The organism is Cellulosilyticum sp. WCF-2 (assembly GCF_003990395.1).
Taxonomy (GTDB): Bacteria; Bacillota; Clostridia; order Lachnospirales; family Cellulosilyticaceae; genus Cellulosilyticum; species Cellulosilyticum lentocellum.
Genome location: NZ_CP034675.1, coordinates 605926 through 625500, shown reverse-complemented (window position 1 = coordinate 625500; position 19575 = coordinate 605926). Strand labels below are relative to the sequence as shown.

Annotated in this window: 15 protein-coding genes; 12 read left to right on the top strand and 3 right to left on the bottom strand. The window is 34.4% G+C overall.

The genetic code is table 11. The features are described from left to right. Positions 1 to 6: 6 nt before the first annotated feature. The 7 genes from EKH84_RS02725 to EKH84_RS02695 all read left to right on the top strand — a co-directional run bounded on the left by EKH84_RS02725 (position 7) and on the right by EKH84_RS02695 (position 9748). Entirely contained in the window at positions 7 to 1494 is a 1488-nt protein-coding gene (locus tag EKH84_RS02725; protein WP_127065060.1) for a glutamate synthase subunit beta, read from the top strand. Positions 1495 to 1982: 488 nt separating this feature from the next. Then, complete coding sequence (gatC, locus tag EKH84_RS02720; RefSeq protein WP_013659184.1) at positions 1983 to 2267, top strand: Asp-tRNA(Asn)/Glu-tRNA(Gln) amidotransferase subunit GatC; 285 nt, start codon at positions 1983 to 1985, stop codon at positions 2265 to 2267. An 18-nt stretch (positions 2268 to 2285) separates the two neighbouring features. Then, complete coding sequence (gatA, locus tag EKH84_RS02715) at positions 2286 to 3746, top strand: Asp-tRNA(Asn)/Glu-tRNA(Gln) amidotransferase subunit GatA (RefSeq protein WP_127065059.1); 1461 nt, start codon at positions 2286 to 2288, stop codon at positions 3744 to 3746. Between the two features lie 9 nt (positions 3747 to 3755). Next, positions 3756 to 5195, top strand: a complete 1440-nt coding sequence (gatB, locus tag EKH84_RS02710; protein ID WP_127065058.1) for an Asp-tRNA(Asn)/Glu-tRNA(Gln) amidotransferase subunit GatB — start codon at positions 3756 to 3758, stop codon at positions 5193 to 5195. A 22-nt stretch (positions 5196 to 5217) separates the two neighbouring features. Further along, positions 5218 to 6534: an aspartate--tRNA(Asn) ligase gene (aspS, locus tag EKH84_RS02705; RefSeq protein WP_013659181.1), complete on the top strand. Its 1317-nt coding sequence runs from the start codon at positions 5218 to 5220 to the stop codon at positions 6532 to 6534. Between the two features lie 59 nt (positions 6535 to 6593). Further along, positions 6594 to 8681 carry a glutamine synthetase III family protein gene (locus tag EKH84_RS02700; RefSeq protein WP_127065057.1) on the top strand — a complete coding sequence of 696 codons (2088 nt, stop codon included), beginning with the start codon at positions 6594 to 6596 and terminating at the stop codon, positions 8679 to 8681. 251 nt (positions 8682 to 8932) lie between these two features. Then, entirely contained in the window at positions 8933 to 9748 is an 816-nt protein-coding gene (locus EKH84_RS02695; RefSeq protein ID WP_207669754.1) for a CAP domain-containing protein, read from the top strand. 83 nt (positions 9749 to 9831) lie between these two features. Here EKH84_RS02695 and EKH84_RS02690 read toward each other — a convergent pair whose 3' ends face one another. Next, entirely contained in the window at positions 9832 to 11340 is a 1509-nt protein-coding gene (locus tag EKH84_RS02690; protein WP_127065056.1) for an IMP dehydrogenase, read from the bottom strand. A gap of 358 nt (positions 11341 to 11698) precedes the next feature. Here EKH84_RS02690 and EKH84_RS02685 point away from each other — a divergent pair, with 358 nt between their 5' ends. After that, positions 11699 to 13015, top strand: a complete 1317-nt coding sequence (locus EKH84_RS02685) for an IS4 family transposase (protein WP_127065015.1) — start codon at positions 11699 to 11701, stop codon at positions 13013 to 13015. Between the two features lie 215 nt (positions 13016 to 13230). Here the strand turns inward: EKH84_RS02685 and EKH84_RS02680 are convergent, their stop codons facing one another. Then, entirely contained in the window at positions 13231 to 13830 is a 600-nt protein-coding gene (locus EKH84_RS02680; RefSeq protein ID WP_127065055.1) for a HEAT repeat domain-containing protein, read from the bottom strand. A 429-nt stretch (positions 13831 to 14259) separates the two neighbouring features. Between EKH84_RS02680 and kduD the strand changes: the two genes are divergently transcribed. The 3 genes from kduD to EKH84_RS02665 all read left to right on the top strand — a co-directional run bounded on the left by kduD (position 14260) and on the right by EKH84_RS02665 (position 16292). Further along, on the top strand, positions 14260 to 15027 hold the full coding sequence (kduD, locus tag EKH84_RS02675) for a 2-dehydro-3-deoxy-D-gluconate 5-dehydrogenase KduD (RefSeq protein ID WP_127065054.1): 768 nt from the start codon (positions 14260 to 14262) through the stop codon (positions 15025 to 15027). Between the two features lie 195 nt (positions 15028 to 15222). Beyond that, complete coding sequence (locus EKH84_RS02670; RefSeq protein WP_127065053.1) at positions 15223 to 15984, top strand: IclR family transcriptional regulator; 762 nt, start codon at positions 15223 to 15225, stop codon at positions 15982 to 15984. Positions 15985 to 15995: 11 nt separating this feature from the next. Continuing rightward, a complete protein-coding gene (locus EKH84_RS02665; RefSeq protein WP_127065052.1) occupies positions 15996 to 16292 on the top strand; it encodes a hypothetical protein in 297 nt (98 codons plus the stop codon). Between the two features lie 143 nt (positions 16293 to 16435). Here EKH84_RS02665 and thiT read toward each other — a convergent pair whose 3' ends face one another. Next, on the bottom strand, positions 16436 to 17101 hold the full coding sequence (thiT, locus tag EKH84_RS02660; protein ID WP_127065051.1) for an energy-coupled thiamine transporter ThiT: 666 nt from the start codon (positions 17099 to 17101) through the stop codon (positions 16436 to 16438). A gap of 737 nt (positions 17102 to 17838) precedes the next feature. Here thiT and EKH84_RS02655 point away from each other — a divergent pair. Further along, on the top strand, positions 17839 to 19545 hold the full coding sequence (locus EKH84_RS02655) for a proline--tRNA ligase (protein WP_127065050.1): 1707 nt from the start codon (positions 17839 to 17841) through the stop codon (positions 19543 to 19545). The last annotated feature ends 30 nt before the right edge of the window (positions 19546 to 19575 follow it).

Here is a 19575-nt window from a genome sequence, read left to right as displayed (position 1 = left end):
CCGCATATGGGAAAGCCAACAGGATTTATGGAGTATGATAGAACAACAAGCAGGAGCATTGCCCCTGCTCAGAGAGTGAAAAATTTCAAGGAATTTCACATACCACTTGCTAAAGAAAAGCAGGAGGTACAAGGAGCAAGATGTATGGATTGTGGCGTGCCTTTTTGCCAATCAGGAATAATGCTTAAGGGAGCAACATCAGGTTGTCCTCTTAACAACCTGATTCCTGAATGGAATGACCTAATTTTCAATGGACAATGGGAAGAAGCAGCTAGAAGGTTACTACTTACTAATAATTTCCCAGAGTTTACAGGTAGAGTTTGTCCAGCACCTTGTGAGAATGCATGTACATGTTCGCTTAACGGAGATGCAGTTGACATTAAAGAAAATGAAGAAGCTATTATTGAAAATGCATTTGCTAAGGGACTTATTAAGCCTAAAAAGCCTTCTGTCAGAACAGGAAAAAATGTTGCTATTGTAGGATCAGGTCCAGCAGGACTTGCAGCAGCAGCACAACTTAATAAAAGAGGTCATACTGTCACTGTATATGAGAGAAGCGACAGGGTGGGCGGATTATTAATGTATGGTATTCCTAACATGAAAATAGAAAAGCATATCATAGAAAGACGCGTAGATTTAATGGTACAAGAAGGTATTAAGTTCATTACCAATGCAGACATAGGAAAGAAGTATAAAGCAAATAAGCTTTTAAAAGAATATGATGCAGTTATTTTAGCTTGTGGTGCTTCTAATCCTAGAGATATTAATGCACCAGGTAGAGATGCAAAAGGAATTTATTTTGCAGTAGATTTCTTAAAATCAACAACTATGAGTTTATTAAACTCTAATTTAGAAGATGGAACTTATATGAGTGCAAAAGATAAAAATGTAGTTGTTATTGGTGGTGGAGATACTGGTAATGACTGTGTAGGGACTTCTATTAGACATGGCTGTAAATCTGTTGTTCAGATAGAGATGATGCCTAAACTACCAGATCAAAGAGCAGATAATAATCCTTGGCCGCAATGGGCAAGAGTTTGCAAAACTGATTATGGCCAAGAAGAAGCTATAGAGACCTTTGGCTCTGATCCTAGAATTTATGAAACAACAGTTAAAGAGTTTTGCAAGGATGAAAATGGTGATTTAGTAGGTGTTAAAGTAGTTAAAGTGAAGTTTGCTACTAATGAAGAAACAGGCAGAAGGGAAATGCGAGAAGTGGAAGGTTCTGAGCAATTATTAGATGCAGACCTTGTTTTAATTGCAGCAGGTTTCTTAGGTTCTGAAAACTATGTAACAGATAGCTTTGGGGTGGATGTAGATGCCAGAACAAATGTAACTACTGAGCTTGGAGAGTATAAGACTAACATAGAAAAAGTATTTACAGCAGGAGATATGCATAGAGGACAGTCTTTAGTTGTATGGGCTATTAGAGAAGGACGAGAAGCAGCTAAAGAAGTAGATGAGTACTTAATGGGATATACTAATTTAAGATAATAAATAAAGGAGGTTAAAGTAACCTCCTTTATTTATGCTTAAGAATAAAGTAAATGATTAACGTCCACTAAAGTAAAAATAGATAATATTTTAACTTGTCCAATGAATTTTTTGTAAATTAGTGAAAAAATGAAAATTAGGTCTTGATATTTTGAAAAAAACGTTATAATATGGTTTCAATAGAACATGAACTTAGCAAAGGCGCTAACTTTAAACACAATTTATTTGTGTTTAGTTAGCGCCTTTATTTTTGTTTCTGTTCTTGAGGAGTAACTTGTATTGAGAGTAGAAGACAGGAGTAGGAGTAAGCAAAACAAATAACACAAAAGTATTATTCAAAAATCCAAAAACAATAACAAACCAAACAATCCAAAGAACAATTGAAAACCAAAGTAAGAAAACAATGAAGTAAGCAAGAAAGACTAGGAGTAGTTAGAAATTAAAGTAAAAAAATGAATTTGGAGTAATCATGAGGCAGGTGATAGGAGTTGTTAGACACAGACTTAATTACTTATTTAGCTAAACTGTCTAAGATAGAAATTGATGAGACAGAAAAAGAGAGATTAGTATCTGAGATGAGCGCAATAGTAGAACTAATGGACACCATGAATGAGGTAACTATGGAAGGTGATGAAAATCTTAATGGTGAAGGAGTAAGCCTAAAAGATTTAAGAGCAGATGAAATAGTATCTTCTTATGACAGAGAAGTCGTTCTAAATAATGCTTCTCATAAGAAAGATGGATTTTTCGTAGTACCGAAGATTATGGAGTAGTTAGTGAGGAGGAGAGTTATGTCACTATGTGATAAGAGCCTATTTGAGCTCAGAGAGATGCTTGATCAAAAAGAAATCACGTCAGTAGAGTTAACCAAGTATTATTTAGATAGAATAAAACAATTAGATGATCAGATAGATAGCTATATTACAGTTTGTGAAGAAGAAGCAATCAAAGCTGCTGAAAAAGCAGATAAAAGGATTGCGGAAGGTAACAGCAACCTACTTACAGGTATTCCAATAAGTATTAAGGATAATATTTGTACAGAAGGTATCTTAACAACCTGTGCTTCAAAGATGCTATATAATTTTGTACCACCTTATAATGCAACGGTCATCAAAAAGTTACTAGCTGAGGATGCAGTTATCTTAGGTAAAGTAAGTATGGATGAATTTGCTATGGGTGGTTCAACACAAACCTCATATTATAAGAAAACAAAAAATCCGTATGATATAACGAGAGTACCTGGTGGTTCTTCTGGTGGGAGCGCAGCAGCAGTAGCTGCAAAACTTTCAGTAGTAGCCCTTGGTTCAGATACAGGAGGTTCTATTAGACAACCAGCTGCTTTTTGTGGCGTAACAGGTATGAAACCAACTTATGGCACAGTTTCTCGTTTTGGTCTAGTTGCTTTTGGTAGTTCCTTAGATCAAATTGGACCTATTGCACAAAGTGCAAAAGAATGTGCAGCACTTTTAAAAGTTATATCAGGTTACGATGGTCATGATGGTACATCATCTCATAAAGAAATAGATTTTAGCAGTCAATTAGATATGGATATAAAAGGTCTAAAGATTGCTGTTCCAAAAGAATTTTTTGGAGAAGGTATAGATGAAGAGGTAAAAGAATCTGTATTAGAAGCAATTAAGAAATATGAAAGTTTAGGGGCAGAAATCGTAGAGGTTTCCATGCCAAGCTTAAAATATGCTATTGCAGCCTATTATCTTTTATCATCAGCTGAAGCAAGTTCAAATCTTTCTAGATATGATGGTATCAAGTTTGGTTATTGTACACCAAAAGCAAAAACTTATGAAGAACGTATTACACGTACACGTAAGGAAGGCTTTGGTAATGAGGTAAAAAGAAGAATTCTTCTTGGAACTTATGCTTTATCAAGTGGCTATTATGATGCTTATTATAAAAAAGCATTGTATATTAGACAAAAAATAAAGCAAGAATATGAAGAAATCTTTAAAAGCTGTGATGTCATGATTACACCAACAGCACCTACAATTGCATATAAAATAGGAGCTATTGAAAATGACCCAGTTAAGATGTATTTAGCTGATATTTGTACTGTAACAGTTAATATTGCAGGACTTCCAGCTATTAACACAACATGTGGTTATGATTCAGATGGTATGCCAATAGGCATGTCTATCGTAGGTAAAGCTTTCCATGATGCAAAAGTGATAGGAGTAGCTAATGCATTTGAAAAAGAATTTACGAGGATAGATCCTAGTATGCTAAAGAAAGTGTAGGTGATTAATATGGTAAATTATGTTCCAGTTATAGGACTTGAAATACATGCTCAGCTTCTTACTAAAACAAAAATATTTTGTAGTTGTGAAGTGGATTTTGGAGGCGAGCAAAATACACGTTGTTGTCCAGTTTGTACTGGACTTCCAGGTACTCTACCAGTTATTAATCAGCAAGTTGTTAAATATGGTATTAAAGCGGCACTTGCTTTAGGCTGTGGTGTAGGAAGCTTTACTAAAATAGATAGAAAAAATTATTTTTATCCAGATCTTCCTAAGGCTTATCAAATTTCACAATTTGATTTACCTATTTGTTTATCAGGTAAGGTAAAAATAGAAGCTGATTTAGGAGAAAAATATGTTCGTATTCATCATGCACATATTGAAGAAGATGCAGGTAAGCTTATTCATGATGATATTGAAAATACAAGCCTAGCAGATTATAACCGTTGCGGCGTACCGCTTTTAGAAATCGTATCTGAGCCAGATATGAACTCTGCAGAAGAAGCAAGAGCTTATATTGAAAAAGTAGCAGGACTTCTTCAATATGCAGGGGTTAGCCTTTGTAAGATGGAGGAAGGTTCTTTAAGAGCTGATGTTAACATTTCTCTTAGAAGAGCAGAAAGTAATACTCTAGGAACAAAGGTAGAAATAAAAAACTTGAACTCACTTAAATCTATTGTAAGAGCTATTGATTATGAAATAGAACGTCAGACTAAGCTTTTAAATAATGGAGAAGAGATTGTTCAAGAAACAAGAAAGTTTAATGATAATAGAGGTATTACCTTACCAATGCGTTCAAAGGAAGATGCTCACGATTATCGTTACTTTAAAGAGCCAGATGTAATGCCTATTGTAATTACAGATGAAGATATAGAAACTATTAAAGCAGAATTGCCTGTACTGATTGATGAAAGAATGGAGATTTATCTAAATAGTTATGGTTTAAATCAGGCAGATGCCAACATTCTTGTAGCAGACAAAGCTATATCTGATTTTTATAATGAAGCAGTAACAAGTTATTCTAATTATAAAGCAGTTGCTAATTTTGTAGTAGTAGAGCTACTCAAATATGTAAATGAAGGAGAATTAGATAGCAAAAATATTCCCTTCACAGCAGAAGCATTTGCTCATCTGGTAAAAATGGCAGAGGAAGATATTGTTAATAGAAACAATGCAAAAGCCATTCTGAAATTAATGTTAGAACAAAATAAATCACCTGAGCAAATAGCTAAGGAAGAAGGTTTCCTTATGAATGATAATCAGGAAGAAATAAAAGAAGTAGTTTTTGGAGTAGTAGAGGAGTTTACTGCTGAAGTAGAAGGCTATTTAGCAGGAAAAGAAAAGTTATTTGGATTCCTTATGGGACAATGTTCAAAGAGACTTGCAGGTAGGGCCAATCCGAAAACAATTAAAGGTTTACTTGAAGAGGAATTAATGAAGCGCAAGTAGCCTTGGAAAGGAGAGTAGTGTTATGCAGAGTATAGATGGAGTATCGCTTAAACGAGTATTAGATGTAGAGGGCATTAAGAAGAACCCAGATGAATTAGTCATTATAGAAGCTTGCGTTCATAAAATAAGAACAATGAGTGAGTTTGCGTTTGTTATTCTTAGAACTGGAAGATATATTGTGCAAGCTATTTATGAAAAAGATAGATGTAAAGCAAGCATTGAACAGCTTAAAGTTGGTGCTTATGTAAGAGTTAAGGGTCATATTAGAGAGGATGAAAGAGCTAATTTAGGCTTTGAACTTCAACTTGAAGACCTTGAGATTTTAAGTATGCCAGCAGCAGATTATCCATTAAATGTAGGACATAAAAAATTAGGCTGTGGTTTAGAGGCAAACTTAGATAATCGTAGTGTGGCTCTCAGAAATCCTTATGAAAGAGCAATCTTTAAAGTGCAAGAAGGCGTCGTATCTGGGTTTAGAGAGTTTATGGAAAGCCAAGGTTTTACTCAAGTGCATACGCCAAAGATTGTAGCTGCAGGGGCTGAAGGTGGTGCTAATATCTTTAAGTTAGACTACTTTAACCAGGATGCTTTCTTAGCTCAAAGCCCACAATTTTATAAACAAACTTGTGTTGCTTTTTTTGATAGAGTTTTTGAAATAGCACCAGTCTATAGAGCAGAGAAGCATAACACTTCTAGACACCTTAACGAATATATAGGCCTAGATTTTGAAATGGGATATATAGATAGTATGTACGATGTTATGGAGATGGAAACAGCCATGATTAAGTATGTAATGAATTATTTAGAATCTCATTGCAAGGAATACTTAGACTTATTAGAGGTTAAACTCCCTATTATTAAGGATATTCCTTCTATAACTTTCGTTGAAGCTTTGGACCTTATTAAAGGTAGAGGTGGAAAGAATAAATATGATTTAGAGCCAGAAGATGAAGTACTTCTTTGTGAATATGCAAAAGAGCATTGGAATAGTGAATTCCTATTTATCACTCATTTTCCAGCTTCTAAAAGACCATTCTATGCGATGAATGATAAAGAGGATAGCAGATTTGCACTAAGCTTCGACTTACTTTTTAGGGGACTAGAAATTACAACAGGTGGGCAACGTATTCATGATTACCAGCAACAAGTTGATAAGATGAAAGAAATGGGTATAGATCCTGAAGAATTGAGTCATTATCTGAGTATTCATAAATATGGAATGCCACCACATGGTGGACTTGGTATAGGACTAGAGAGGTTCGTTATGAAGCTCTTAGACCTACAAAATGTAAGGCAAGCAAGTATGTTCCCTAGAGATGTACATCGCTTAGAACCTTAAGTAAAAAATGGTGATATCAAGTAAAAAAATATAAAGAGATATTTGAGGAGGAATTTAGTATGGCAAATGTAAGTGAAATTTTTGGATGTAACGTATTTAATGAAACAGTTATGCAAGAAAGATTACCAAAAAACACCTTCAAAGCATTGAAGAAAACAATGGCAGAAGGTAAAGAACTTAGTAGAGATATTGCTGATGTAGTAGCAGCTGCTATGAAAGACTGGGCAGTTGAAAAAGGAGCTACACACTATACACACTGGTTCCAACCTATGACAGGTATTACAGCAGAAAAACATGATGCATTTATCTCACCATCTGCAGATGGAAAGGTTATTTTAGAGTTTTCAGGAAAAGAACTTATCAAAGGTGAACCAGATGCTTCTTCATTTCCATCAGGTGGTCTTCGTGCAACATTTGAAGCTCGTGGATATACAACTTGGGACCCAACATCGTATGCATTTGTAAAAGATGACACCTTATATATTCCAACAACTTTTGGGTCATACGGTGGAGAAGTACTTGATAAGAAAACACCACTTCTTCGTTCAATGGAAGCACTTAACAAACAAGCGATTAGAATTCTTAATAAATTTGGTAAATCAGTAACTAGAGTAACAACAACTGTTGGACCAGAACAAGAATATTTTCTAGTAGATAAAGAAATGTACGCAAAACGTAAAGATCTTATCTTAACAGGTAGAACACTTTTTGGTGCTAAACCAGCAAAAGGTCAAGAATTAGAGGATCATTACTTTGGTAATATCAGAACTAGAGTATCTGAGTACATGAAAGATTTGGATAATGAGCTTTGGAAATTAGGTATTTTAGCAAAAACAAAGCACAATGAAGTTGCACCAGCACAACATGAATTAGCACCTATCTTTGGTACCACTAATATTGCAACAGATCATAACCAATTAACAATGGAAATGATGAAGAAGGTAGCAGAAAGACATGGTCTTGTATGCTTACTTCATGAAAAACCATTTGCAGGTGTTAATGGTTCAGGTAAACACAATAACTGGTCAATGTCTACAAGTGAAGGAGAAAACCTGCTTGAGCCAGGTAAATCACCAAAGGATAATACTCAATTCTTATTATTCTTAGCTGCTGTTATTAAAGCAGTAGATGAATATGCAGATCTTTTAAGAGTATCTGTTGCTAGTGCAGGAAATGATCACAGACTTGGAGCTAATGAAGCACCTCCAGCAATTATTTCTATGTTCTTAGGTGATGAGCTTACTAATATCTTAGAATGTATTGAAAAAGGTGAAGCAGCTAGTGAAACAGCTAGATGCTTTATGGAGACAGGAGTATCTGCACTTCCTAGATTTGTAAAAGATACAACTGATCGTAATAGAACATCTCCATTTGCTTTCACAGGTAATAAATTTGAATTTCGTAGCCTAGGTTCATCAGTATCTATTTCTGGCCCTAACATTGTGCTTAACACAAGTGTAGCAGAAGTACTTGAAGAATTTGCAGATAGATTGGATGCAGCGACTGACCTTGAAGCTGAAGTTATGGCAATTGTAAAAGAAACTATGAAAGACCATAAGAGGGTTATTTTTAATGGTAACAACTACAGTGATGAATGGGTAGAAGAAGCAGAAAGAAGAGGTCTTCTTAACCTTAAAACATCTGTGGACGCTATTCCTAGATTTGGAATGGAGAAAAGTATTAAACTCTTTGAGAAACATGGTATTTTCACAGCAACAGAAGTTAAATCACGTTGTGAAATCCTATTAGAAGGCTATGCTAAAACAATTAATATAGAAGCATTAACAATGTTAGACATGGCACAAAAAGAAATTTTACCAGCCGTGCTTAAATACAACAAAGAAGTATTTGAAATACTTAAAGTTAAACAAGAGCTTGGCTTAAATGTAAGTGTTGAAAAAGAAGTAAGCTATGCTACTAAATTATCAAATCTTACAGAATCATTAATGAGCAAAATTGAAGAGCTCGATAAAGTATTACTTGAAGCTAAAAACTATGAAGATGCTCTTGAATCAGCTAAATACTACAGAGAATATGTATTTGAAGCAATGCAAACTCTTAGAGTAGTAGCTGATGAATTAGAGACAATGGTAGCTTCAGTTGCTTGGCCATTTCCAACATACGTAGACCTACTCTTCTACGTATAATCACATAGATACTCCAAAAAAAGGCGCCGCTACTCCCGGCGTCTTTTTTTTGTGCTATTATGGTTGAATCACAATCATAATATGTAATAAATATGTAATAAATGCAGGAGGATGGAATTAATAGGAAGCTAATAAAGGTTGAAAATATGGTGAAATCATGTATAATAAATATTACAAAGTTGTTACACGAATTAAACAAAATGTAATAATTTTGAATCCAAATTGAGACCAACGATAAGAGGAGAAAAAACATGAAATCAAAAAAATTAGTTACAAAAGCAATGACATTAACACTTATTGGAGCAACTATCTTAGGATCAAGCTCTTCCTTATATGCAAAAAGCCATAGACCAGGAGGTAGTCGTCCTCATAATCAAGCGAGCCACAAACCAGGAACAGCTACTAAACCACAAAAGCCAAATAATAGTACAAACGTTGGAACAGATAACGAAATAAGCAATGATACCAATACAGGAATTGATTGCGAAATAAACAATGGAACAAATGCAGGAACTAATAATGGGACAAGCAATGGAGGAAATACAGATACTGATTGCGAAATAAACAATGGTAACAATATAGGAACGGATAACGGAACTAATAATGATACTAGTACAGGGACTGATAACGGAACTAATAATGATACAAACACAGGAAATGACTCTACTACAGATACTGATGTAAGCACACAAACAGCTTATGAGAATAAAGTACTAGAACTTGTAAATGCAGAAAGAGCAAAACAGGGATTAAAACCACTTGAAATGGATGAAAGTGTGAGAAACGTAGCACGTCTTAAATCACAAGACATGAAGAAAAATAATTATTTCAGTCATACAAGTCCAACTTATGGAACGCCATTTGAAATGTTAAAGAAATATGGTATTAGCTATAAAAGTGCGGGAGAAAATATTGCACAAGGATATCAAACACCAGAGCAAGTTGTAAAAGGCTGGATGAATAGTTCAGGCCATAGAGCAAATATTCTAAATGCTAGCTATACTCATATTGGTATTGGTTATGAAGCAGATGGAAACTATTGGACACAAATGTTTATCGGTAAATAAGCTATGTCATTAAAAGTATAAAATAAGGAGGTCTAAGTATTAGCTTAGACCTCCTTATTTTATCTTAATAAAATCACTATTAGTTATTTTACTGGAAAACGATGTTGATCTTTTAGAAGAACATCATGAGCGCCACCTTCAATAATACTTGTGTTGGAAACAAGGGTAATCTTAGCATTTTTTTGAAGCTCAGGAATAGTAAGTACACCACAATTACACATAGTAGACTTTACTTTATTAAGAGTAAGTCCTACATTATCTTTAAGGCTACCAGCATATGGAACATAAGAGTCAACACCTTCCTCAAAGGAGAGCTTGCTATCTCCGCCCATATCATAACGCTGCCAGTTTCTAGCTCTGGCAGAACCTTCGCCCCAGTATTCTTTCATATAGTTACCATTAATATTAACTTTATTGGTTGGGCTTTCATCAAAACGAGAGAAATAGCGTCCCAACATAATGAAATCAGAGCCCATTGCTAAAGCTAAGGTAACATGGTAATCATGAACAATTCCACCATCTGAACAAATAGGTATATAAATACCAGTTTCTTCAAAATACTCATCTCTAGCCTTAGCGACTTCAATAACAGCAGTAGCTTGACCACGACCAATACCTTTTTGTTCACGAGTAATACAGATAGAGCCTCCTCCAATACCTACTTTAATGAAGTCAGCACCTGCTTTTGCTAAGAATAGAAAGCCTTCTTTATCAACTACATTACCAGCACCAATTTTGACAGTATCGCCATATTTTTGACGAACAAATTGCAAGGTGCGTGCTTGCCATTCAGAAAATCCTTCTGAAGAGTCAATACATAGTACATCAGCTCCAGCTTCTATAAGAGCAGGAATACGTTCTTCATAATCACGAGTATTAATACCGGCACCCACCATATAACGTTTAGAACCGTCTAAGAGTTCGTTAGGATTTTCTTTGTGAGAATCATAGTCTTTTCTAAATACAAAATAAAGTAACTTTTGTTCATTACTGATGACAGGAAGAACATTAAGTTTATGATCCCAAAGCATATTATTAGCTTCAGAAAGGGTAATGCCCTCATGACCGTATATAAGCTCATTAAATGGTCTCATAAAGCTGCTAATAAGTGTGGTAGGTTCCATACGGCTTACACGATAATCACGGCTTGTAACGAGTCCTACAAGCTTTCCATTAGCAGTGCCATCATCAGTAATAGCTACGGTGGAATGACCAGTTTTCTTTTTAAGTGCCAAAATATCGGCTAAAGTTTGCTCTGGTCTAAGATTTGATATACTTTCTACAAAGCCTGCTTTATAGCTTTTTACACGTCTTACCATAGCGGCTTCATTTTCGATGGATTGTGATCCATAGATAAAAGAAATACCACCTTCTTTTGCTAAAGCAACAGCCATCTTATCATCAGACACAGATTGCATAATAGCAGATACAAGAGGAATATTAAGAGAAATAGCTGGGGTTTCACCTTTTTTAAATTTAGTGAGTGGGGTTTTTAAACTTACATTTTTAGTCATGCATTCTACAGAGGAATACCCAGGAACGAGAAGATATTCACTAAAGGTACGAGAAGGTTCTTCAAAATAATATGCCATTTTAAATTGCTCCTTATTATTAAATTTAGTGAATATTATAGTATTTTAAAAAGAAAAATACAATATAAAAATAAATATTTTTATTAAGTTTGTACACTATCATAGAATAGATGAAGATATTGAGTGATTTTATGTGAAAAACATAATTAAAAAGGTATGCCTCCTATGAGAGCAATGTCATTAAGTTAAGATGACGAAAAAAGATCTCTATACCAATCAAATGGTATAGGGATCTTTTTTTGAAAAAGTAGTTGACAAGACAAAGAAAATGTGTGGCCGCTCTCACTACTGATTGAATAAAGAGGTAGTGAGAGCGGCCCTTGTAATTAAAGGAAACTTAGTTACAAGGAGGACACATATGAAACCCAAACAAATTAAAAAGCTTTTAGTAGATGAAATCCAAAAGTTAGCTGACAATCCGCAAGATTATTGTACCAATCCAGGTAGTGATTTTTTACGCAAAAGAAAATTGCCCATGAATAAAATTTTAGCTGGAATTATTGGAATGGGAAGTGGGAGCCTTACAAACGAATTATTAGATCTATTTGGTGCATCTGCAGATACACCCACTTCTTCTGCGTTTGTTCAGCAGAGGAAAAAGATAAAGCCCGAAGCGTTTAAGAAGATATTTGACGGCTTTTCAAGTAAACTTATAGATAACTTTAATGAAGATATGCCCATACTTGCTGTTGATGGGTCTGATGTACAGATTCCTACCAATCCTGATGATTTAAATTCATTTCATTCTGGAAAAGATGGAAGAAAATCATATAATCTTCTGCATATAAATGCGTTGTATAATATAAATTATTCTATTTATCATGATGTGATAATACAAAAATCTAAAGAAAAGAATGAACATAACGCTCTACAAGAAATGGTTGATCGTTCTGAAATTCCTAAAGCACTCGTGATAGCTGATAGAGGTTATGAATCTTTCAACAGCATGGCTCACATTCAAGAAAAAGGATGGTTCTTTCTTATTCGTGTCAAAGATGGAATTAATGGTATAAAGAATGGATTGGATTTACCCAAAACAGACTGTTTTGATATTGATATTTCTTTAAAACTTACAAGAAAGAAAACGAATGCAGTCAAAGAACTTTTCAAAGACAAAAATCATTATCGAAGTGTTTCTTCAGCCCAACCGTTTGATTATTTACCACTTAAAAACAAGAAATCTGAACCTGCTAAATTCTATGAATTACACTTCCGAATAGTGAGATTTCCTATTTCAGAAACTTCCTATGAAACAATAGTTACAAATCTAAATAGTGAAAAGTATCCTCCTGATGAGGTAAAAAAACTGTATGCTTCTCGTTGGGGGATTGAAACATCTTTTCGAGATTTGAAATATACGATTGGAATGTTAGATTTTCATTCAAAAAAGGTGATGTGTATCCAACAAGAAATCTATGCACATATGATAATGTATAACTTTGCAGAAATGATTACCTCCCACGTAGTCATTGAAAAAAAGCAAAGAAAGCATACATATAAAGCAAATTTCTCAGTTGCAGTGCATATGTGTAGGTTATTCTATCATGGAAAAGCAACATCACCTGATGTAGAAGCCATAATTGCAAAAAATCTCATTCCTATAAGACCTGATAGGCATAGGGAACGAAACTTAATTGTTAAGATTTTTCATGGCTTCCTTTATAGAGTAGCATAAATCTTTGTAAAAGAATATAAATTTTGAGTCAGATGCAAATCTGTCTATTTGTGGTACCTGGAAATAGAAAAAGAAGCTGAAGAAATAAATCTTCAACTTCTTTTCCTAGGGATGCGTTTCTATCACAATGTTAACTTAATGACATTGCCTATGAGAGAGACATACCTTTTTAAAATATCTATATTAGGAGTGAGCATGACATATTTATAGAAGAGTTAAAAGTAACTTTTATACTTTTCCCACCATTCTAAAGCTATCATTTTTTGAGCGTTATGAGTATTAGTATTAAAGTCTAAATGAGTATGGATATAATCATTCCCCGTAAAAACTTTAACATTTTCAGCTTGAGAAGCTAGAAGAAGAGCATAAAATACGAGTGACCGTTCATAGGGATTAGTAGTATCTAAACGTTTAATAAGAGCAGGGATAGAAGGTTTTCCTAGCTCTCCAAGTGCTTCTGCTGCAGTATACCAAGTATAGTCTGTATTATAAGTAGTGACATAAGTAGGATCTGATAATTTATCCATATAATAAGAAACCAACATTGTTTGAGTAGTAGTGATGTTGCTTTCTACAATAGAGAGCCTTTGGTTATAAGAATTGAGGCTATCAGAGGTTTTAGCTAAGTCTAGTTTTAACGCTTCTAATGTGGCTTCTAAATCTTTTTGTTTGATTGCTAAACTTTCTAAACTAATAGATTGATGCGTAGTAGCTGCCTCTATGGTATTAAGGCCAGGATAAGCAAGTAATACACAGATTATAGAGCAAAAAAGCAGCAAAAAAATGCAGGGTGTAAATATATTTAATTTTTTCATTTGTACCTCTCTCCATGAGTTTTTTAAAAGTGTAGCATAAAAACTGTAAATAATTAGGCGAATTAATGTAGCGTTATCTATAAAATTATCTACACAATAGTACAAAATTAATCATATAAAATGCTTAAATTGGGAGATGGATGACGAGGCTGAGGAAAGGAATATACTTTGATATAAACTTAACTAAGTCTTTGATAATCAATAGATATCGTTAAAAAAATAATTAATAAAATAGTGTTGACGTCTAGATATAAAAGTAATATTATTACATTATAAGAAACATTGTTACATATAATGAAATAAAATGAGCAACCGTATTGCAAGGTGAAACAAAAAATAATAAATTTCGTAAACCTATTTATCAAAAATAAGCTCATCTAGAAAGAAGATTAGAGGGCAGAAATAGAAACAATAATGGAGGGATATAGGATGAATAATATATTGAATAAATTTTCATTAGCAGGTAAAGTAGCAATTGTAACTGGCGCAACAAGAGGTTTAGGGCAGGGTATAGCAGTAGGATTAGCTAGTGCAGGAGCGGACATCGTTGGGGTTGGAACAACAGATTTGTCAGGGACAGAAGATAAAGTAAAAGAATTAGGAAGAAGATTTATTGGAATCAAAGCTAACTTGATTTCACAAGAGTCAATAGCTGAGATTCTACAAGAAACATTAAAGGCATTTGGGAAAGTTGATATTTTAGTAAATAATGCGGGGATTATTAGAAGAGAAGATACTATAGACTTTTCAGAGAAAAACTGGGATGATGTTATTAATATTAACTTAAAGACAACATTCTTCTTATCACAAGCAGTAGCAAAACAGTTTATTTTACAAGGAAATGGCGGAAAGATTATCAATATAGCTTCTATGCTATCTTTTCAAGGTGGGATTCGTGTACCTTCCTATACAGCAAGTAAGAGTGCCATAATGGGTATTACAAAATCAATGGCAAATGAATGGGCGGTGCATCATATTAATATTAATGCTATTGCACCAGGCTATATGGCAACAGATAATACAGCAGCTTTAAGAAGTGACGAAGAGAGACAAACAAGTATTTTAGAACGTATACCTGCTGGGCGTTGGGGAACTCCCGAAGATTTAGCAGGAGCAGCAGTCTTTTTAGCTTCAGAAGCAGCAGAGTATATCAATGGATATACTCTAGCAGTAGATGGAGGATGGCTAGCGAGATAAAAGGTAATAATGATTAATAAGGATTTAATAGAGCATTCGAGTATTACATGAAAGATATAACCATTAGAAAGGTTATATCTTTTATTTTTGCAGTAAATAAATACATGATTAGTCATGAAACGGTAGATTGTTTTATATTATTCATTCATATATAATAGGAGTTAAATAATATAGACAGAAAGCTGGGTGAGATGTATGGCTAAGGCGATACTGCAGACAGTAGACCGTGCATTACAACTTTTAGAAATCTTAGCAGAGCATCCAGAAGGTATGCAGCCCAAAGAATTTGAAAGTATTTTAGAATTAAATAAAATAACAGTTCATCGTTTATTAGCTACACTAGAAAATAGAGGGTTTATTGAGAGAGAAGGCAATAACTATAAGGTGGGTCTTAAACTAGTAGAATTAAGTAGTATGAAACTCAACAATATTGAGCTGAAAACAGAAGCGGCACCTTATTTAAGAAAATTAGTTCATATTTTAGGCTTACCTGTTCAGATGGCTATTTTAGAGGGGAATGAAGCGGTATTTATAGAAAAGATAGAAAGTATAAATGCATTTCGTATGTACTCTCAAATTGGCAAAAGAATTCCTCTGTATGCATCGGGAGTGGGTAAGATTCTTCTATCTCAGAATACCGATGAAGAAATTTTGAGTGAACTATCCAAAGTAACATTTGAGATATTTACTCACAGGACATTAACATCACCGGAAAGTGTATTGGATGAAATCAAAGAAGCTAGAAAACAAGGTTATGCTATAGATAACGAAGAACATGAGGAAGGTATTTTTTGTATAGCAGCACCTATTTATGATTATAGAGGGCAGATTATAGCCGCTATTAGCGTAGGAGGAAAAGAACCTCAGTTCATTACAGATAAAAGAGCAGAACATATTACATTAATCAAAGAGACAGCAAGGGATATATCAAGAAGGCTAGGATATACTAAGTATTAGGAGGATGGAAGATGAGTAAATGCAAAGTACTAAGAACTATAGAACTAATTTTACAAGTAGTAACGATTATAAGTAGCATTCTAGCTATTGTAAGTATAGTGAAGAACTATAAGTACAAGAGTAAATTAAGAGAAAAGGCACAAGTCTACTTAGATGAAGAACTAGGTGAATTTCAGGACGTAGAGAGAAAGGTCTCTGTGTTTTCTCCAGAAGTCAAGGAACAAGAAGGTAAAGTAAAGAAGCTTTTACTAGTAGCTAGTGCCAGTCTAATATCACTGTTTGTAATCCGGGTTTTAAAAAGAGACTAAGTAAAAAAAGTGAATTATAATAAGAAGGTTTGCAAGGTAACAAACGAGTAAATAATGAGATTATAGTAGAAAAAAAGGTAAGTCTGTGAAGAAAAATTTCTTAGCAGGCGTACCTTTTTAAAGTTAATTTATAAAAAGAGTTATTATATAAATGTTGAACGCTTTAATTGTGAATAGACAGGGGTGGAGACAATAATTAGGGCAAGTACTAAAGTAATAATTAATTCAGGAACTAGGTAAGAAGCATTATAAATGATGGAGTAAATCAAAGGTGACTGTTCTCCTGCATACTCAGCAAAGAAAACCACACCAGAAATAATATGCATGATAGCACGGCTAAGTACTGAGATGATGATACCAATAGTAGTTCCTACCTGGATATTTTTAGAAAGTTTTGGTGCAAATCCAGCAAGACCAAGGCAAGCGAATGCTAAAGGATAGTCTAGGAATAATTGTGCCCAGTGAACCATACTAGGATCTTGAATAAACTGCATAAATCCATATGCAACACCAGCAATAATACCAGGAACAGGCCCGAAAACGAGAGAATATAAAATAATAGGAAACATGCTAGCTAAAGTAATAGAACCACCTTGAGGCATTTTATAAAGTCTGATGTAAGACAGAATAAAGGAAAGGGCGACACACATACCACCATAAACAATCGTTTTAGTGGTGATGGTAGAGCTGGCATGCTTATCCTTCTTTGAAATAATTAATAATCCACCAATAGATAAAATAGCAATAACAAAAATAATACTCCATGATACTAAACTAACTTCGCTTAATTTAGCAAAAATATTAGGCATAATAAAACCCCCTTCAAATATATTTAATTTGCTAGGGGGTACAAAGTAGCATAAAAATAACCACACGAATGTGTGGCAAAACTAATCGTATCGCACATTCGCTTCCTTGCTGCGGCATTATCCGTGGACAAGTTAAAGGGTCTGCACCATATGCACTCTCAGCTCTAAAGCTCCCCTAGCATCATATTTATTATTGAGCAAATTATAGCACCATAGGGATAAATAGTCAAATAATTATGATTAACTTAAATTATCCTTTTAAATGCGAGTGAGTTAAACCTAATGAATTAATGGAATGAGTTCGGAAAGCGCAATTTATGGTAGGTACTTGACAAGGCTATGAGGGATGTTTATTCTTATAATAGATAATTAATACTGATAAACTAGTGATGACGAGAAATCAATAAGTGAGATTTGCTTTCAAGTAATTATAAAGAGAGGAAGCCCACCGGGTGAAAGGCTTCTAAAGCAAGCACATATTGTCCAAGCTCTAAGCTCTGCATGAAATCATAAGTGCAGCGGGAACTCCCGTTATAGAGAAACTTGAGATATTCATAACTTCTATTAAGCTAATAATTGATAGACATGTTGTGATTAATTAGGGTGGTACCGCCGGATAGATAAAGGCCCCTATGCATATTTGATGCATGGGGCCTTTTTTGATGAAGTATCTGCTTGGAATAGACAATTGATGAAGTGATCATGAATAAAATAATAAAAGAAAAGGATGAAGTGCTATGTTAATGAGTAAGCTCCTAGGAGAAAGATTCAAAGAAAAACCAGGCGAAGCAACTAGTATTAGTCATATTTATTTATTAAGAGGTGGTTATGTAAGACAAGTAACAAATGGTATTTATTCTCTATTACCACCAGCAAAAAGAGTCGTATCTAAGATTGAAAATATCATTCGTCAAGAAATGGATGCTATTGATGGTCAAGAAGTTCTCTTTCCAGTGGCTTTACCAGGAGATCTTTGGAGAGAGTCAGGACGTTTTGATGCAGTAGGAAGTGAACTTGTTCGTTTCAAAGATAGAGGCGGCAAAGACATGGTATTAGGTATGACACATGAAGAGGCAGCTGTTCATTTAGCTAGAACAGAAGCTAAATCTTACAACAACTATCCATTTATGATTTATCAAATCCAAACTAAATTTAGAGATGAACCAAGAGCAAGAGGTGGTCTTATCCGTGTGCGTGAGTTCACAATGAAAGATGCTTACTCTTTCCACACTTCACAAGAAGACTTAGAAGCTTACTATGAACAATGCTTACAAGCATATCATAGAATATTTGCTAGAGCAGGTGTGCCAGAAACAGTATGTGTACAATCAGATACAGGTATGATGGGTGGTAAAGTAGCACATGAGTTCATGCTTCTTACAGATATCGGAGAAGATACAATCATTATTTGTGATAGCTGTGACTACCAATCTAATATGGAAGTTGCAACAGGTAAATTACCAGTAGCAACTACAGAGGAAGGTACTATTGAAGAAGTACACACACCAAATGCACATACCATTGAAGAAGTAGCAAATATGTTAGGCGTAACAGCTGACAAAACTTTAAAAGCTTGTGTATTTGAGATGGAAGGACATAAAGAACCTCTTATTGTATTTATTAGAGGAGATCTTCAAGTTAATGAAGCTAAATTACAAAAGGTAGTTAAAGCTACTATTATACCATTTGAGAAATACGAAGATACTCCAAATCTTTGTTTTGGATTTATGGGACCATACAATCTAGATGCAAGAGATGCAAAGATTATCTTTGATGAGTCACTTAGAAATGAGAAAAACCTTGTAGTAGGTGGCAATAAAAAAGACTATCATATTAAAGGTATTAGTATTTCAAGAGACATTAAAGATGCTGACTTCCATGATGTGGCAGAAGTATTAGAAGGTCAAGAATGTCCATGTTGCCATGGTAAATTACAATTTAAACGTGGTGTAGAAGTGGGAAATATATTCCAGCTTGGAACAAGATATTCTGAAAGTATGGGAATGATCTATATTGATTCAGATGGTAAAGCTAAAACACCTATTATGGGTTGCTATGGAATTGGTGTAGGTAGATTGCTTGCTTGTATTATCGAAGCGCGTCATGATGAATGGGGACCAATTTGGCCAATGTCAGTAGCACCATGGCAAGTGCATATCTGTGTACTTAAGAGTAAGAAAACAGATATGGATGCTATCGGAAATGAAATCTATAACAAACTTAGCAGTAAATATGAAGTAATCATGGATGATAGAAATGTAGGTGCAGGTGTACAATTTGCTGATGCAGACTTACTTGGTATTCCAGTAAGGGTAGTTGTAGGTGAAAAGAATCTAAAAGAAGGTAAAGTAGAGCTTATGACTAGAGATAAGAGCGTTAAAAAGCTTGTAGACCTTGGAGATGTAGAAAAAGAAGTAGCTGCTCTTATTGCAGAATTATCATAAGAAATTCATAAGAGTAATTGATAATAGAAG